At 44.9% G+C, this 16,355-nt stretch carries 16 protein-coding genes and 2 pseudogenes; 13 read left to right on the top strand and 5 right to left on the bottom strand.

Translation table 11 applies throughout. The features are described from left to right. The first annotated feature begins 15 nt into the window (after nucleotides 1–15). The 13 genes from G7Y39_RS06990 to tyrS all read left to right on the top strand — a co-directional run bounded on the left by G7Y39_RS06990 (nucleotide 16) and on the right by tyrS (nucleotide 10,627). Nucleotides 16–945 carry a hypothetical protein gene (locus tag G7Y39_RS06990; RefSeq protein ID WP_241159973.1) on the top strand — a complete coding sequence of 310 codons (930 nt, stop codon included), beginning with the start codon at nucleotides 16–18 and terminating at the stop codon, nucleotides 943–945. Then, nucleotides 942–2,786, top strand: a complete 1,845-nt coding sequence (gene uvrC / locus G7Y39_RS06985; protein ID WP_165156396.1) for an excinuclease ABC subunit UvrC — start codon at nucleotides 942–944, stop codon at nucleotides 2,784–2,786. The genes G7Y39_RS06990 and uvrC overlap by 4 nt, the downstream gene beginning before the upstream one ends. Next, nucleotides 2,783–3,235, top strand: a complete 453-nt coding sequence (gene dtd / locus G7Y39_RS06980; protein WP_165156394.1) for a D-aminoacyl-tRNA deacylase — start codon at nucleotides 2,783–2,785, stop codon at nucleotides 3,233–3,235. Before uvrC ends, dtd begins: the two co-directional genes overlap by 4 nt. 2 nt (nucleotides 3,236–3,237) lie before the next feature. Beyond that, entirely contained in the window at nucleotides 3,238–3,570 is a 333-nt protein-coding gene (locus tag G7Y39_RS06975) for a nucleotide pyrophosphohydrolase (RefSeq protein ID WP_165156392.1), read from the top strand. A gap of 4 nt (nucleotides 3,571–3,574) precedes the next feature. Beyond that, a complete protein-coding gene (gene deoC, locus G7Y39_RS06970; protein ID WP_165156390.1) occupies nucleotides 3,575–4,510 on the top strand; it encodes a deoxyribose-phosphate aldolase in 936 nt (311 codons plus the stop codon). Nucleotides 4,511–4,693: 183 nt separating this feature from the next. Next, the gene (locus tag G7Y39_RS06965; protein WP_165156388.1) at nucleotides 4,694–5,098 is read left to right on the top strand and encodes a PH domain-containing protein; all 405 of its coding nucleotides are present in this window, start codon (nucleotides 4,694–4,696) and stop codon (nucleotides 5,096–5,098) included. A gap of 10 nt (nucleotides 5,099–5,108) precedes the next feature. Continuing rightward, nucleotides 5,109–6,455: a dihydrolipoyl dehydrogenase gene (lpdA, locus tag G7Y39_RS06960; protein ID WP_165156386.1), complete on the top strand. Its 1,347-nt coding sequence runs from the start codon at nucleotides 5,109–5,111 to the stop codon at nucleotides 6,453–6,455. 36 nt (nucleotides 6,456–6,491) lie between these two features. After that, nucleotides 6,492–7,217 (top strand): DUF4271 domain-containing protein, encoded by a 726-nt coding sequence (locus G7Y39_RS06955; RefSeq protein ID WP_165156384.1) that lies wholly within the window; start codon nucleotides 6,492–6,494, stop codon nucleotides 7,215–7,217. Further along, the gene (locus G7Y39_RS06950) at nucleotides 7,214–7,969 is read left to right on the top strand and encodes a uroporphyrinogen-III synthase (RefSeq protein WP_206225153.1); all 756 of its coding nucleotides are present in this window, start codon (nucleotides 7,214–7,216) and stop codon (nucleotides 7,967–7,969) included. Before G7Y39_RS06955 ends, G7Y39_RS06950 begins: the two co-directional genes overlap by 4 nt. Further along, the gene (gene rnpA, locus G7Y39_RS06945) at nucleotides 7,969–8,355 is read left to right on the top strand and encodes a ribonuclease P protein component (protein WP_165156381.1); all 387 of its coding nucleotides are present in this window, start codon (nucleotides 7,969–7,971) and stop codon (nucleotides 8,353–8,355) included. The genes G7Y39_RS06950 and rnpA overlap by 1 nt, the downstream gene beginning before the upstream one ends. Further along, the gene (gene yidD, locus G7Y39_RS06940) at nucleotides 8,355–8,576 is read left to right on the top strand and encodes a membrane protein insertion efficiency factor YidD (protein ID WP_165156379.1); all 222 of its coding nucleotides are present in this window, start codon (nucleotides 8,355–8,357) and stop codon (nucleotides 8,574–8,576) included. Before rnpA ends, yidD begins: the two co-directional genes overlap by 1 nt. Then, nucleotides 8,560–9,237 carry a TatD family hydrolase gene (locus G7Y39_RS06935; RefSeq protein ID WP_165156444.1) on the top strand — a complete coding sequence of 226 codons (678 nt, stop codon included), beginning with the start codon at nucleotides 8,560–8,562 and terminating at the stop codon, nucleotides 9,235–9,237. Before yidD ends, G7Y39_RS06935 begins: the two co-directional genes overlap by 17 nt. A 97-nt stretch (nucleotides 9,238–9,334) precedes the next feature. Then, entirely contained in the window at nucleotides 9,335–10,627 is a 1,293-nt protein-coding gene (gene tyrS, locus G7Y39_RS06930; RefSeq protein ID WP_165156377.1) for a tyrosine--tRNA ligase, read from the top strand. Between the two features lie 202 nt (nucleotides 10,628–10,829). Here the strand turns inward: tyrS and G7Y39_RS06925 are convergent, their stop codons facing one another. From G7Y39_RS06925 to G7Y39_RS13510, 5 genes and pseudogenes are all read right to left on the bottom strand, one after another. Beyond that, entirely contained in the window at nucleotides 10,830–13,652 is a 2,823-nt protein-coding gene (locus G7Y39_RS06925; RefSeq protein WP_165156375.1) for a pitrilysin family protein, read from the bottom strand. A 7-nt stretch (nucleotides 13,653–13,659) separates the two neighbouring features. After that, nucleotides 13,660–14,508 carry an Rpn family recombination-promoting nuclease/putative transposase gene (locus tag G7Y39_RS06920; protein ID WP_165156373.1) on the bottom strand — a complete coding sequence of 283 codons (849 nt, stop codon included), beginning with the start codon at nucleotides 14,506–14,508 and terminating at the stop codon, nucleotides 13,660–13,662. Between the two features lie 264 nt (nucleotides 14,509–14,772). Then, nucleotides 14,773–15,384: pseudogene (locus tag G7Y39_RS06915) on the bottom strand (UDP-GlcNAc--UDP-phosphate GlcNAc-1-phosphate transferase); the annotation flags it as partial. Between the two features lie 450 nt (nucleotides 15,385–15,834). Next, nucleotides 15,835–16,047, bottom strand: coding sequence for a DUF4372 domain-containing protein (locus G7Y39_RS06910; protein ID WP_165156371.1), 213 nt, complete (start codon nucleotides 16,045–16,047; stop codon nucleotides 15,835–15,837). Between the two features lie 125 nt (nucleotides 16,048–16,172). After that, nucleotides 16,173–16,355, bottom strand: a pseudogene (locus tag G7Y39_RS13510) (IS4 family transposase); the annotation flags it as partial.

Below are 16,355 nucleotides of genomic sequence, written 5' to 3'. Positions count from 1 at the left end.
AAAGAAGGTGTTCAAATGAATGAAACTAAAATACTGATTATACGGGAGAATCTACACTTCTTGGCAGAGATGATGAATTACCCCAGAGTCTTATATAATGAGCAGGAAGCTACGCACAAGATAGAAGCTGTAAAAAAAGCAGGGAAACCACCCATCGACAGATATTATCCCCTAGTGACAGGTTTCCGGTTAAAAACATATATCGAGACGGGCATTTTCACCGATCATGAAACTATCTTTCTAGAAAAAGGCCGTGAGAAATGCCAGATCGAGATGCATGTCCTTATTCGGGAAGGAGGCACGGTGAAGGACTTTGACGCACTTCATCCGCTATTGAAAGAGTATCCGGAACAAATCATGTTCTGTACGGATGATGCACATACTTTCTTTTTAAACCAAGAACACACAAATAGGATGGTAAAAAAATCGCTGGATTTAGGATATGACCGATATGATGTATTACGAGCCACCTCCTATAATCCGGCCACGCACTATAAAATCCTGCGGGAGGGAGACTCCGCCGGTTCTATCATTCAAGTAAACAATTTAAAGAATCTAACCATACAGGCAACTCATATACAAGAGGCCTGTGTATATGACGAAGAGAAATGCACGATCCCCTTCCAAAAGCCTATACACCGCAATAATTTCCACACGAAACTAATTACGTTAGAAAAACTAACAGTAAAAGCGAGAGGAAAACAGATGCGTGTTATTGTTTGCGAAGATCGCAAATTAATCACGAAAGAGGAACTATCTCCTGTACATACATTCGATGGATTTGTGAAATCAGATACAGAACGGGATATTTTGAAACTCGTCATCCTGAATCGCTGTCAAACGACGCTTTCTTTTATGGGATTGAAAGTGATTCCGTCCTTGAAACATAGTAACAAGGGATTGTTCAATAGCGAGACATTCCAATTTACATCCCTATTCGTATGATAGCCGATAAAGACAAACATATCCAAACGATTCTATCGGTCATTCCGGAAAAGCCGGGATGCTACCAGTATTTCGATGAAAACGGAACGATTATATACGTCGGTAAGGCGAAGAACCTGAAACGACGGGTATCCTCCTATTTCAATAAGGTACATGATAACAATAAGACGCGTGTACTGGTAAAACAAATCCGAGATATCAAATATATAGTCGTCGATACGGAAGAAGATGCGTTACTGCTGGAGAACAACCTGATCAAACAGTATCGTCCCCGCTATAACGTATTATTAAAGGACGATAAAACCTACCCATCCATTGTCGTAAAGAATGAGTATTTCCCCCGGGTATACCAGACCCGGAACATCGTTCGGGACGGATCGCAATATTACGGTCCTTATCCCTCCTTGTTCATGGCGAAAGTGATGCTGCAGATGCTAAAGGAACTTTACCCTTTACGTACCTGTAAATATCCTCTCACCCCTGAATCCATCGCACAAGGACGCTATAAGGTTTGTCTGGAATACCATATCAAGCGTTGTAAAGGTCCTTGCGAAGGCTTGCAATCCTTGGAAGAATACCAGCAAAACATTTCCGAGATCAAAGAGATCCTGAGAGGAAACATCTCGCAAATCAGTAAGCACCTCTATGAGGAGATGCAATCGTTCGCTGCCGAACTTAAGTTTGAGGAAGCACAAAAGATTAAGGAAAAATACGAAGTCATCGAGAACTACCGTTCTAAATCTACGGTCGTGACCCCGACGCTGCATAATATAGATGTACTCACGATTATAGAGAATGAACGTTCCGCTTATGTAAACTTTATGCATATTGGAAACGGTGCGATCGTACAAGCCTATACATTTGAGTATAAAAAACGACTGGATGAGAGCAAGGAGGAATTGTTAAGCCTAGGCATTATCGAGATGCGGAATCGTTTTAAAAGCACCGCTCGGGAGATTATCGTGCCTTTCAAGCTGGATATGCAACTGGAGAATGTCACTTTCACCATTCCCCAGAGAGGTGATAAAAAGAAACTGCTCGATTTATCCGAGATGAATGCCAAACAGTTTAAGGTAGACCGCTTGAAGCAGGCGGAGAAGTTGAATCCGGAACAACGGAATACCCGGATCCTGAAAGAGATCCAAGAGGCCTTGCATCTAGAGAGACTGCCTGCCCATATCGAATGTTTCGATAATTCAAACATACATGGGAGCGATGCGGTAGCGGCTTGCGTGGTATTCAAAATGGGGAAACCGTCTAAACAGGAGTATCGTAAATATAACATAAAAACCGTAGTCGGCTCGGATGATTATGCCTCCATGAAAGAAGTGGTTCGTAGGCGTTACGGACGGACGATTGAAGAGAGATCTCCCTTACCCGACTTAATTATAACAGACGGCGGAAAGGGGCAAATGGAAGTGGTTCGCTCGGTGGTAGAAGATGAGCTAGGCTTGTCCATTCCAATCGCCGGGCTGGCGAAAGATAGCAAGCACCGTACCTCGGAGTTATTATTCGGGTTCCCGCCTGTAACCGTTGGCATGCGTTTAGATAGCCCGCTATTCCATCTGCTTACCCGGATGCAAGACGAGGTACACCGTTTCGCCATCACTTTCCACAAGGATAAGCGGAGTAAAAACCAAACAAAATCCGAATTAGATGCCATAAAGGGTATCGGCGAGAAGACAAAAGTATTACTTTTACATCACTTTAAAAGCGTAAAACGAATCAGGGAAGCAAGCTTCGAGGAACTGAAATCCGTGATTGGCGAGGCGAAAGCCAAGGCGCTACAAGAGGGACTGGGCGGAAATAGAACAAAAATAGAACATAAGCTAACAAGATGAGAACAGTTACACAACGTGTGCGGCACGCTTCCGTCACGATAGACGAACAGCTTAAATCCAAGATCGGAAAGGGGCTATTGGTATTCGTCGGTATCGAGGATAAAGATACGCAAGAAGACGTCGAATGGTTGGCAAAAAAGATTACCAACCTACGAATATTTGACGATGAAAACGGGGTCATGAACCGCTCGGTTATTGAAGCGGGAGGCGAGATCATGGTTGTCAGCCAATTTACCTTGCACGCCTCCACGAAAAAAGGAAACCGCCCATCCTACTTAAAGGCATCTAAACCGGGTATCGCCATTCCGATGTATGAGGCTTTTTGCGAAGAGGTAGGGCTTCAACTCGGAAAACCCGTACAAACTGGGGCATTCGGAGCGGATATGAAAATTGAACTTTTAAACGACGGACCGATTACCATTATAATCGACTCCCAAAATAAAGAATAAGTATGGCAGATCTAACTTTACAACAAGCCCAGCAAATGGTAGACGCCTGGATCAAGACCTACGGGGTTCGTTATTTCAATGAGCTTACCAATATGACCATCCTCACCGAGGAAGTGGGCGAGCTAGCCCGGATCATGGCACGTACCTACGGCGAGCAGTCTTTCAAGGAAAGTGACAAACACCGGGATTTGGGCGATGAAATGGCGGATGTCTTATGGGTACTGCTTTGCCTCGCCAACCAGACCGGAGTAGATCTTACCGCCGCTTTCGAGAAGAATCTCCAAAAGAAAACAGACCGAGATAAAGAACGACATATAAACAATCAAAAATTATAAGTATATGGCACATCATCACGATTGCAAATGTGGACATGATCATCACCATGAACAGGAACACGAATCCAATTCCGTACAGATAGATCGTTATCATGAAGCTTTCAATAAGTTTGAGCCAACCCTGCCGGATACCCGGATCACCGAGGTCGTGAACGCTCTTTTAGAGAAACATTTCCAAGAGAACTTTACACCGGAAGTATTGAAAACGATTCATAGCTGCATCGACTTGACCTCATTGACTAGCCTGGACACCAAAGAAAGCATCTGGAAGATGGTAGATACGGTAAATGATTTCGAGGGAACTCGTCCGGACGTCCCGAATGTAGCCGCTATCTGTGTCTATCCTCTATTCGCGGAAACGGTTAAGCAGGCACTTACCGCACAAGAGGTCAAGATTGCGTCGGTTGCCGGAGGTTTTCCTTCCTCACAGACATTTGCGGAAGTCAAAATCGCAGAGACGGCCATGGCGGTCATGCAAGGAGCTGATGAAATCGATGTTGTTATGAACCTGGGCTACTTCATGGAAGACAATTTCGAGGAATTGACGGAGGAATTACAAGAGATCAAAGAGAGTTGCCGACACGCCCATCTAAAGGTAATCCTAGAGACTGGAGCTTTAGCCACCGCGGAGAACATCCAAAAGGCCTCCATCTTGGCCATGTATTCTGGGGCGGACTTCATCAAGACCTCCTCCGGAAAAGGATATCCGGGAGCCACTTTCGAGGCCGCCTATACCATGTGCAAGGCTATAAAAACCTATCATTCCATCACGGGAAACAAGGTAGGCATCAAGGTCGCCGGCGGTGTTCGCATGGCTGAGGACGCCGTTCGATATTACACGATCGTCAAGGAAATACTGGGCGACGAATGGTTGAACAAGGACCTGTTCCGCATCGGGGCAAGCAGCTTGGTTGGCGATATCGAGAAAAGGCTGGATTAATAATCGACAGGCTCCGGACAATCCACAGAGCACATGGAAGGGCGCATGCCTCGTTTCCCCCGATCCAAAAGACGATCAATTACTCCTTGACCTCATTCTTGTCTTATCAAACGGACGAGTATAAATTGAATCTTTTTTCTTTTTGTTTGACGTTTTTCGTTAACTTGCGGCAAATTCCGAAAAATGGAAAGAGAATATAAATCAAAAGTGGGATGGTGGTATCATCTGGTGATTATCCTGGTGATAATTGGTTGCGTGGTCGCGTTTTTGCGTACCAATATATCGGCTATAGTGGGCATGATGATCGCTGCGTTGGGAGTGCTTCATGTTTTCTTTAATACGTATTATCGGGTAACGGGAGATGATATGTTGATAGCGCATTGTAGTATTTTCCCGGAGAAGAAGATCGCTATCGCTGATATAGAGGCGTTGGAATCTACTGTGATGCCGGTGTCCAGCTACGCCCTTTCGTTGGACCGGCTGATCGTTTGGAGCAACGGGAAACCTTGGATGCTCATATCTCCGACCAACCGGGCTGATTTTATCAAACAGTTGAGAAAGATTAATCCTAATATACAACTTAAATAGATCTAATAGTATGAAATACGATGTCGCTATAATCGGTGGGGGTCCTGCCGGTTATACTGCCGCAGAGAGAGCGGCACAGGGTGGGCTTTCCACGATTCTTTTTGAGAAAAACGCATTGGGCGGGGTTTGTTTGAATGAGGGATGCGTGCCTACGAAGACGCTTCTTTATTCCGCTAAGATGTATGATAATATTAAGCATGCCTTAAAGTATGCGGTGAAAGCGGAGAACCCTTCTTTTGATCTCCCTAAAATTATTGCCCGCAAGAATAAGGTCGTGAAAAAACTGACAGCCGGTATCCGTATGAAAATGACGGAGCACGGCGTGGTGATGGTTACGGCGGAAGCTTGTATTCAAGGGCGTGCAGCCGATGGGACGATTGCGATTGCCGCCGGAGAGGAATTATACGAGGCTGCCAACCTTTTGATCTGTACGGGATCGGAAACGGTGATTCCTCCGATACCCGGATTGGCGGAGACGGAGTATTGGACGAGCCGGGAGGCGTTGCGGTCGAAGGAGCTTCCGGCCTCTTTGGTGATAATTGGTGGAGGTGTGATCGGTATGGAGTTCGCTTCTTTCTTCAATAGCCTTGGGGTAGAGGTACACGTCGTGGAGATGTTGAATAAGATATTAGGCCCGATGGATCGTGAACTGTCTGAGATATTGCAAGTGGAATACGCTAAACGGGGGATCAAGTTCTATCTGAGTCATAAAGTGACCGGGGTACATGGAACCGAGGTTTCTGTAGAGAAAGACGGGGAGACATTCGCGTTGCGTGGCGATAAGGTTCTTTTGAGCGTAGGGCGTCGTCCGGTTACGAAAGGTTTTGGTTTGGAGACATTGGCTCCGGAGACTTTCCGTAATGGGGTGAAGGTAAATGAGTACATGCAGACCTCTCTGCCAAATGTATATGCTTGCGGTGATATTACTGCTTTCTCCTTATTGGCGCATACGGCAGTTAGCGAGGCGGAGGTGGCCGTGGATCATCTCTTGGGTAAATCGCGCCCGATGAGTTATAAGGCTATTCCGAGTGTCGTTTATACGAATCCGGAGATCGCCGGTGTCGGGAAGACAGAGGAGGAATTGCAGGCGGAAGGCATTTCTTATACCGTGAAGAAAATACCGATGGCATTCTCCGGGCGTTTTATGGCTGAAAATGAGATGGGTAACGGAGTTTGTAAGTTGATCTTGTCGGAGGATGAGACGTTGATCGGCTCCCATATGTTGGGTAATCCGGCCTCGGAGTTGATCGTGATCGCCGGAATCGCTATTGAGAAGGGAATGAAAGTGGATGAGTTGAAGTCGTTTGTGTTCCCACATCCTACGGTAGGAGAGATTATTAAGGAAGCGCTTTATTGAAATAATTATGTACCTTTGTGCCGATAATAGCGGCACATGGGTACATTTGAAGGATATGTAGGGATTCGTTTGTGGGACGGGCAATTGGTGGACGATGTAGTCTTTGGCCTTTTGTTCGTCTTATTTGTGTGTTTTGCGCTGGTGTTTCGTACCAATTACCGTTTATTCCTGAAGATGATGCGTGATGTGGTATATGTAAAAGAACGTCAAAATTTATTTGAGGTAACGAGGGGTAGCGAATGGCTATTCCGGAATTTCATGACGTTTCAAGCCTTATTCCTTTGTAGCGTTTGTCTTTTCGCTATCGCTAGGGCATATGGGTATTTGAACCATTTACCAGAAAATACGATGTTGTTATCTATTGGGCTGATAATGATAGTATTGATGCTGTTTTATTGGTGCAAGCGCTGTTTCTATTATTTATTGGGCGTTGTTTTTACGGACGCTCTGAAATACAAATTTTGGAAGACTAATTATAACGCTATTATAGGAACATGGGGGATCTGTTTATACATTCCGGCATTTTGGTTGGTATTCGTGGGGAGCGGTATACAGGTTCCTGTTTTATTGTTTGTATTTTTCTATATTTTGTGTCGTTTTGTGATAATTTATAAGACCATACGGATATTTCACAGGAAAAATAGCCATTTTTTATATATTAGTTTGTACCTTTGTGGCCAGGAAGTATTGCCTTTAGTTTTTCTGTATGAAGGTATTATTTATTTGTATAACTTTATCGAGTCAAGTACTCTATGGCATTGAATATTAAAAAATTATTGGTATCACAACCGAAGCCTGCATCAGAGAAATCACCATATTTCGATATTGCAGAAAAGTATGGTGTGGAAATAGATTTCCGCCCGTTCATCAAGGTTGAACCTTTATCTTCCAAGGAGTTCAGGCAGCAACGAATCTCGGTTTTGGATCATACCGCCGTTATTTTCACGGCCCGTACGGCTATCGATCATTTCTTTCATTTATGTGAGGATTTGCGTGTGGCTATCCCCGAAACGATGAAATATTTCTGTATGACAGAGGCGATCGCTGTTTACCTCCAGAAGTACATCATTTATAGAAAACGTAAGATTTTTTATGGTCAGACCGGCAAGGCAGATGATTTGGTGACTGTTATCGCTAAACATGCAAAGGAGAAATATCTGGTACCTGTTTCTGATGTACATAAAGACGATCTGTTCGCTTTGTTAGACGCGAAGAAAATCAACTATACAAAAGCGGTGATGTTTCGAACGGTGAGCAATGATTTTACGAAGGACGAGAAATTCGATTATGATATGTTGGTTTTCTTTAGTCCATCGGGTATCTCTTCCTTGTTGAAGAATTTCCCGGATTTCAAGCAAGACGATATAAAGATCGGCTGTTTTGGCCCTACTACGGCAAAGGCTGTTAAAGACGCAGGTCTGCGTTTGGACGTTGAGGCTCCCACGGTGGAAGCCCCTTCTATGACCGCTGCTTTGGATTTATATCTGAAAAAACAGCAAGACGGTAAAAAATAATGATGACAAAAAGGTATACCCTTTCAAAGGAAGAACGCCTGTCGTGGAAACGTTACATAGACCTATTATTCGAAAAAGGACAGTCCTTCGTGGCGTTTCCGCTGCGGGTCATTTATTTACCGATGGAGGGAGAGATGCCTGTCCGTGCCTCTTTCTTGGTGAGTGTACCGAAGAAAAGATTTAAGAGAGCCGTAAAACGTAACTTGATCAAACGACAGGTACGTGAGGCTTACCGGGTTCGTAAATATGATTTACTAGAACTGCTGGAAGCGAAGAATAAGGGCATGTTAATCGCATTCCTATACCTCGATAAAGAAATCCATCCATACGCTACGATGGAAAAGGCAATGAAGAGAGCGATCCATATCCTTCGGGATAAAGAATAATGAGACGCTTTTTCACCACATTACTCTTATTGCCGGTTTATTTCTATAAATATTGTATCTCTCCTATGACCCCGGCTTCGTGCAGGTATACTCCCACTTGTTCCGAATATGCGGTGCAGGCTCTGAAGAAGCATGGCCCCGTGAAGGGGGTGTATCTTGCGATTAGACGAATACTTCGTTGCCATCCTTGGGGTGGGAGCGGCTATGATCCGGTTCCGTAACGCTATGGGTTATTATGATATACATACGCATCAGATGCCTTTCCATAAGGAGGATATCGCGATTATAAATAGGAGCGTGAATCCAATGGGTGATATTCAGCCGGGCTCACTTCCTGATACGTTTATTCGCTCATATGGTATCCATCCGTGGTATATATATAATGCAAAGGAACAGATAGACCGACTTAGGGTCTTGGCATACGGTCCAAGAGTCGTGGCGATTGGGGAGGCCGGACTTGATCCGTTGGCTGAATCTCCAGTGAATTTGCAAAAAGAGGTGTTTCTGGCACAAGCCAATTTAGCGGAGGAAACGCATAAGCCATTAATTATTCATTGTGTAAAAGCATGGGGGGATCTCATTGCCTGTAAAAAAGCCGTAAAACCGGAGGTGCCTTGGATTATCCATGGTTTTCGCGGGAATAGTGAACTTGCCTCCCAATTGGTTCGTTTGGGGTTTTATCTCTCTTTCGGAGATCGCTTTAATCCATCGGCTTTGTGTGTGGCATGGCCTGATTCCCTTTTCTTGGAGACCGATGATAAATCGATAGATATTCGTGAGGTCTATCGAAATGTAGCGGAAGCGTTGGATATTCCGGAAGAAAAGTTACGGATTCAAATCGCTAAAAATAGTTCTATCTTCCGCCTAAAGGGATATTTATGAATTATCAATTTTCGATTCTCGATTAAAAAATAGTACCTTTGCCTCGTACGAGATAAAATGGCAACTATATTAACGTAATACGATATAAATTAATACGATGAATTTTGTAGAAGAACTAAGATGGAGGGGCATGATCGCTGATGTGATGCCCGGGACGGAAGAGCAATTGCAGAAAGAGTTGACATCGGCTTACGTAGGAATCGACCCGACAGCGGACTCTTTGCATATTGGACACTTAGTGGGTGTGATGATGCTGAAGCATTTCCAACGTGCCGGTCATCGTCCTATCGCTTTAGTGGGTGGTGCTACCGGTATGATCGGTGACCCGTCTATGAAGTCTGCCGAGCGTAATTTGCTGGACGAGGCTACCCTCCGTCACAATCAGGAATGCATCAAGAAACAATTGGCTAAGTTCCTTGATTTTGACTCCGACACTCCTAATGCCGCTAAGTTGGTGAACAACTATGACTGGATGAAGGATTATTCTTTCTTGAATTTTATCCGCGATATCGGTAAGCATATTACGGTGAATTACATGATGGCTAAGGATTCAGTGAAGAAGCGTTTGAGCCGCGAGTCTAGTGTAGGCATGTCTTTCACCGAGTTTTCTTATCAATTGCTACAAGGCTACGATTATTTGTATTTGTATAAGCATGAGGGTTGCCGCCTACAGATGGGTGGTACCGATCAATGGGGTAATATTACGACCGGTACGGAATTGATCCGTCGTACATTGGGAGGGGAGGCTTATGCCTTGACCTGTCCGTTGATCACGAAGGCCGACGGTGGTAAGTTCGGAAAGACGGAATCCGGTAATATCTGGTTGGATCGTCGCTATACTTCCCCGTATAAATTCTATCAATTCTGGTTGAACGTAAGCGATGCTGATGCCGCCAAATATATCAAGATCTTCACGGACTTGAGCCAAGAGGAGATCGCCGTTTTGGAGGCGGAGCAAGAGGTTGCTCCTCATTTGCGGCCGTTGCAGAAACGTTTGGCGAAAGAGGTGACTGTCATGGTTCACTCTTTGGAAGATTATGAGGCCGCTGTAGAGGCTTCCAATATCTTGTTTGGTAACTCCACTCACGAGGCTTTGTTGAAATTGGATGAGGATACGTTGCTAGCCGTATTCGAAGGTGTTCCTCATTTCGATATCTCCCGTGATGAATTGGCTGCGGGAATCAAGGCTGTTGATTTATGTACTGAGAAAGCCGCTATCTTTCCTTCAAAAGGTGAGATGCGTAAATTGGTACAAAGTGGTGGTGTAAGTTTTAACAAAGAGAAATTAGCGGAGGTTGATACTGTAATGGATTGCTCTTCACTGCTTGACGATAAGTATTTATTGGTTCAAAGGGGTAAGAAAAATTATTATTTGTTGATCGCTAAGTAAAAAATAACGAAAAAGTTTGCGAGGTAAGATTTTATTCTTACCTTTGCGTCGCTTTCATAGAGCAGTCGGATTGTCTCATGGTGTAATGGTAGCACTACAGTTTTTGGTTCTGTCTGTCGAGGTTCGAATCCTCGTGAGACAACTCAGCAAAAAAGAGAGAGGTCAATTTTGACCTCTCTCTTTTTTGAGAAAGTATCCGGTCTCAGGGCTGCATGATAACTTCTACTTGGTTATCCTGTCCCAAAAGTTTTTGGGCAAATGCTTTTATCTTTTCTGGAGTCAGCCCCTTAACAATCGATTCATAATCCGTATCAGTATCAAATCCCTTATAATAATAATTATCCAATACGTTCAACCAATAGCTGTTCTCCTGCAAGATTTCTGCGTGACGTTTCAGCAGATTATCCTGTGTTTTCTTGAAGTCTTCCTGACGAGGACCTACCTCGGAAAGCCGTTTCAACTCATTGCGGACAATCGTGTTCATCTGCTTCCACTTAGCCGGGTCCGTATCGAAGAATACCTGTAAAGTCGTTCTTCCTTCCGGGAAAGGAGAGATTCTGGCGGATACACTGACGCCATACGTTCCCCCTTCTTTCTCGCGTACTTTCTCATAATATACCAAGTCCATTACTTGTTTCAATGCAGTAGCGGTGATGATATTCTCCAGATTGTACTCCATCTGTCCGGTATAGAGGTTGGCTACCGTCACTTTCGGGATTTCCATGGAGCGGTTGAAATGATTTATATAGTCTCCTTTACGCATTGATGGAACCTTCGCGGGATTTCCCTTCTCAATTGTTCCCTGAGATGGCAATGTCGCTAAATACTGCTCTATATACGGACGGATACTATCGATCCGAATATTACCTACAAACGTGAATACGAAATCGGAAGCATCCGAGAAGCGCTCCTTGCGCATCTCCATGATACGAGAATAACTGATATGCGCGAAATCCTGTGGACGAAGACGTGACGCACGAGGATTATCTCCATAAACCGCTTTAGACAAAGAGTCACTGAAAGCCACCATCGGATTTAATTCCATGTTCTGCAGTTGCGCTTTTGTCCGTGTCTCGAAAGAAGCGTAGGCCTGCTCATCCATACGAGGAGCCGTGAAGCCGAGGTAAATTAACTCGAATAAGGTTTGCAAATCGGAAGGAGCGGCCATTCCGTTCACGTTCTCACTATCTTGACTGAGCGATAGGGCGCAAGATACCTTCTTCCCGGCCAAACGCTTACTTAGATCCGTGGCGGAGAAATTGCCCAATCCACCTATCTCGATCACGTCATTGAAAACTTTTAAGTTATCAATATCCTTCGTGCCGAATAAAGTGCCTCCTCCTGGGCTGGTAGCGGTCATGATGATCTCGTCTTTCTTGAATTCGGTAGGCTTTAATACCACCTTGATACCATTACTTAAGGTAAATACTGTCGCTCCGAAACGCTGATCGGTCTTTGTCTCCGTGATCTGGCCCGGAGTTGGCAAGGTTGGGACCAAAGGTTCGTTGGAGACGGTTTCCTTATACGGTTCTACCGGCATTTGTCTCGCTTTGAGAAATGTACGGAGCAGGCTCTCCTCAGTCGGGTATTTGATACCCTCTTTATCCGGTCCGGTTAACCCGATCACGATATTATCCTCTCCGATCATATCTTGGATATATTGGTTGACTTGCTCTACCGGAATATTGGGGGCGATCTGGTTCAACAGTGTGTATTCCATCTCAATGCCCGGGATATAACCGCCGTTGGTGAAATGGTTCACATATTCACGGACATAAGCGTCGTTCTTTTGGTTATTCCGCTCGTTGTAAGCAGACTCGTATTGTTTCAACACGTTGATGCGTGCCCGTTCATATTCGGATGGCGTAAAGCCATATTGTTTTACCCGTTGAGTCTCATTGACAAGCGTGGTCAATGTGGAATCGATTTCACCTTCCTTGGCAAGAGCGGCTACAGTCCATGCCCCCTTGCTCTTTGCGATCATGAAATTGTCATCGTCGTAGGCTTGGGCATAGATAAACGGAGGATTTGCTTGATGCAAGATGTCGTCGAAACGCTCGTCCATGATCGATGCGCATATTTGCTGAATATAATCCTTTACCAATCCGGCAATCGTACGATTCAAGTCGTCGGGCAATTTATCGTGTTTATAGAAGATATAAAGGATTGTATTGGATGCCTCCTTGTCTTTGGCGATCGAGATCAGAGGTAGATCATTGTCGGGAACCGGTACTTGTTTACGTTTTGCCGGATTAACCGGGGTGGGGACATCGGCGAACATCTTCTTGATCGTTGTCTCCACTTGATCTACATTTACGTCTCCCACGATGATAATCGCTTGCAAGTCCGGACGATACCATTTCTTGTAGTAAGCCCGTAACTCGTCCGGCTTGAAGTTCTCGATTACGTCGATCGAGCCGATCGGCATCCGGTTCGCGTAACGGCTTCCCGGGTACATCTTGGGTAGTTGCTGCTCCCACAGACGGGTCTGGGCATCCTGTCGGGTACGCCATTCCTCACGGATGACACCACGTTCTTTCTGGATAGCCGAGTCAGTCAAGGCTAAGAACCCGGACCAATCATGAAGGATCAATAAGCAAGAATCAACCACTCCGCTTTTGTTGACGGGGGCGTTGGCAATCATATAGACGGTCTCATCAAAGGAGGTATAGGCATTGAAGTTTTCCCCGCTGCGCATACCTACGCTCTCGATATATTCGTCCATCCCGTTATTCGGGAAGTTCCTACTGCCGTCGAAAGCCATATGTTCCAAGAAGTGAGCCAGACCTCGTTGGTTCTCTTCCTCTAAGATGGAGCCTACGTTTTGGGCGATGTAAAAGTCTGCCCGGTCTTTGGGCTGGTCATTGTGACGGATATAGTAGATCAATCCGTTACTCAATTCCCCGTATCGAACCTTTGGATCGATCGGAAGCGGTTCTGGCTCCTGCATGTCTTGTGCCATCACTTGTGTGAAAGCGACGAAACAGAGCAGGATTGCCGTTAAGATAGAATATCTTTTTATCATACTCATTTTAAAGATTCATGATTTCCTCTATAGATAGACCTGTCGATTGAGAAATTATCTCGATCGAGATACCCAAATTCTTTAAATTTGAAGCAGTTTGGAAGATCGCTTCAGCCCGTCCTTCAGCCTTTCCTTCAGCTACCCCTTTACGCCATCCACTATTATAGAGTGTTTTTTCTACGCTAATCATATCCCAGAAGCCTTCGTATCGAGCCAACTCCTCTTCACTGAAAGCGGACTCTTCCAATATGCTCAAAGCCTTGCTGATCGCTGGATCCGCTTGCAACTCATCGGGAGCCACACGGGTATTCTCGTCAATCTCCGTCAAGTAACGAAGCCACAACACTTGCATCTTTTTCTCGGAATACGTATGAGGAGTAAACTTAGGAAGTTCTACAAAGACGAGTTGTAAACCGTCAATAACCCGGTCGGTATGCTCCACGTGAACAAACTTATAATGATGGTAGAAGCCTTTCAAGTCTGGCTCGAAAATATCGTTCACCAGATTCAATGAATAAACAGGTTGCAACAACTCGTATTGCTCTCCCTTACCCAACTGACGCACATACGCTTTCGAGGCATTGAACAACACTCGTTGCCGAAACTCCGCAGACCATACCGTCTGCATCTCCACCAAATATTGCCGCCCTTTCTTGTCGCGACAACGCACATCCACTATACTATATTTACGCAAAGGATTGTCCGGCACCATATCTGCCGGAAGATACTCAATCTCGGTTATCGCATCCTCCTCCGTTATGGGCAACAACGCATTCAACAAGCTGATCACCAAATCGGGATGTTCGCCGAATACCCGCTTGAATGTCAGGTCGGCTTTCGGATCTAAATACTTCATAGTTAAATTCTTTATATGCATTGGCAAATTTAGATATAAATCTCGATTTATAGGCCAGTGAGATAAGAAAACATTTAGATCCATGTTCATGAGGGAGCATGTTGCTGTAATCGGTGCATCCGTGCACGATTTTGGCGAACACTTTGCTGAAGTATTCGGACACGGAGATCTTCATCGGTTTGCAGGGATTGTTCACCCCCTTGCCGCTCATGTGCCAGGCAAAACCATATTCTATCTTTTCATCAAGTAGTTCGTCGTTAATTATCATGATTGTCGGGATTTGAGATAGGCTTCGTGGAGATGATAGTTCTTCTTCATGAAAAGAAGGTACGCAATCATCAATACAATGATTGTGATGCCGAGATAAACGTAATGGTTTATCTGACAGAAAATCATGCCGAAGGATATTGCGAGCTGGATAGCCATATAGAACAGGGATACCTGCACATGCGGAATCTTCAGCTCGTTGGCCATCAGCTGATAGGCGTGTTTTCGGTGTGCCTTACCAAGATTTTCATGCAGTTGGATACGGTGACAGATCGTCAACACCGAATCCACACCATAGACAGCAAGGAAGACGATATAGGAGAAGTCGCCGGTTTGTAGTATCAGTTTGCCAAGAGCGAACAACAAAATGAATGCGATGGTGATCGAGCCGACATCCCCGGCAAAGCACTTGGCTTTCTTGCGGAAGTTGAAGAAACAGAAGACCAACAGGCTGAGCCCGGTCACATACAGGAACGGCATATCCATGAAATGGAGCTGTCGATTAAGGTAAATCAGCGGGGCAAGGACAGCGAGCGAGTAACCACCGGTTATGCCATTGATACCGTCCATGAAATTGTAGGCATTGATAATTCCGACGCATACAAAAAGAGGATAGCCTTTTATAATGAACGACGCCCACACATGAGCTTGGATATGATGAAGCCTGCCGAATGCCGGGAAACGACCGGGCCAATGGCTGCAAAATGGGATAGAAGAAGGGAAAAATACCTAAAGGAGGAAGAATGATGGACGACAAGTCAACCTCATTCAGAAATAAAGGCTACATTTGCGCTGCCAAGAAAAAGGCGGATGACAGCGTAAGCCGTTTGAAGCTTAAACATTTGACGGGGCTTTGAGCCCCACCAAATGTTGCCAAGAAAAAGACGGAATCATGCATATCCGTTTGAACGGACTGATGGGCTGCTTGAGATGGAACCAATTGTCAACTTCCGATAGGGATAACAGGCAATATGGCGAAACCGGTCAACCTTATGCAGAGATTAAAGATGTTGAAGTCAACCATTTTTACAAACATAGGCTTCAACGAGTCAACCAAAATCAGGAGTACACAGCATGTGCAATTGTAATATCTGTCAGTTCCCGAAGCGTATCACAACTCGTAAGTTGGCCAAAGATAGGAACCAGCAAGTGGTTCCAATGAGACATCGACCAGCCTTTGGTCTTGTCGTCGTACTTGGCGAGTATGCGCCTGAATTGTCTCTGCGGAAGAAACTGGGTTATCTGTGCAAAAACGAACTTCCCTATATGCATATCTGCTTCGATTTAGAATCAGATGCAAAGGTAGGCTTTTCAAAACCCGGACATCGTTTGGCAGATGTAAACCTTTGTGCATAAGAGAGATGTTTAAAAATTTAATTGATTCAAGTTTCGCAAGTTCAACTTGCTGATTCCATATTGTAGAATTTAGCGATATGAGCTATCTCATCAGAATGATTAATCACCGCATCATAGACTTCTTCGTCCAGCAATCCGAAGGCTCTCGCTATTGCCGTGACCAGTTCCTGAAGGATGTCCCATATTTGTTGGGCTACGGAGAGTTGGACTGTCTCTTTGGAGAT

The organism is Parabacteroides sp. ZJ-118, assembly GCF_011038785.1.
GTDB lineage: Bacteria > Bacteroidota > Bacteroidia > Bacteroidales > Tannerellaceae > Parabacteroides.
The sequence above is the reverse complement of the archived record's forward strand: the minus strand, read 5'-3'. Positions and strand labels throughout refer to the sequence as shown.

Coding starts and splice junctions, on each gene's coding strand:
- G7Y39_RS06920 (WP_165156373.1), bottom strand. CDS start 14,508: ATGAAGTATTTAGATCCGAAAGCCGACCTGACATTCAAGCGGGTATTC.
- G7Y39_RS06935 (WP_165156444.1), top strand. CDS start 8,560: ATGATCCGGTTCCGTAACGCTATGGGTTATTATGATATACATACGCAT.
- uvrC (WP_165156396.1), top strand. CDS start 942: ATGATAGCCGATAAAGACAAACATATCCAAACGATTCTATCGGTCATT.
- G7Y39_RS06965 (WP_165156388.1), top strand. CDS start 4,694: ATGGAAAGAGAATATAAATCAAAAGTGGGATGGTGGTATCATCTGGTG.
- yidD (WP_165156379.1), top strand. CDS start 8,355: ATGAGACGCTTTTTCACCACATTACTCTTATTGCCGGTTTATTTCTAT.
- G7Y39_RS06925 (WP_165156375.1), bottom strand. CDS start 13,652: ATGATAAAAAGATATTCTATCTTAACGGCAATCCTGCTCTGTTTCGTC.
- G7Y39_RS06955 (WP_165156384.1), top strand. CDS start 6,492: ATGGGTACATTTGAAGGATATGTAGGGATTCGTTTGTGGGACGGGCAA.
- G7Y39_RS06990 (WP_241159973.1), top strand. CDS start 16: ATGAATGAAACTAAAATACTGATTATACGGGAGAATCTACACTTCTTG.
- tyrS (WP_165156377.1), top strand. CDS start 9,335: ATGAATTTTGTAGAAGAACTAAGATGGAGGGGCATGATCGCTGATGTG.
- G7Y39_RS06975 (WP_165156392.1), top strand. CDS start 3,238: ATGGCAGATCTAACTTTACAACAAGCCCAGCAAATGGTAGACGCCTGG.
- deoC (WP_165156390.1), top strand. CDS start 3,575: ATGGCACATCATCACGATTGCAAATGTGGACATGATCATCACCATGAA.
- G7Y39_RS06910 (WP_165156371.1), bottom strand. CDS start 16,047: ATGCATATAGGGAAGTTCGTTTTTGCACAGATAACCCAGTTTCTTCCG.
- rnpA (WP_165156381.1), top strand. CDS start 7,969: ATGATGACAAAAAGGTATACCCTTTCAAAGGAAGAACGCCTGTCGTGG.
- dtd (WP_165156394.1), top strand. CDS start 2,783: ATGAGAACAGTTACACAACGTGTGCGGCACGCTTCCGTCACGATAGAC.
- lpdA (WP_165156386.1), top strand. CDS start 5,109: ATGAAATACGATGTCGCTATAATCGGTGGGGGTCCTGCCGGTTATACT.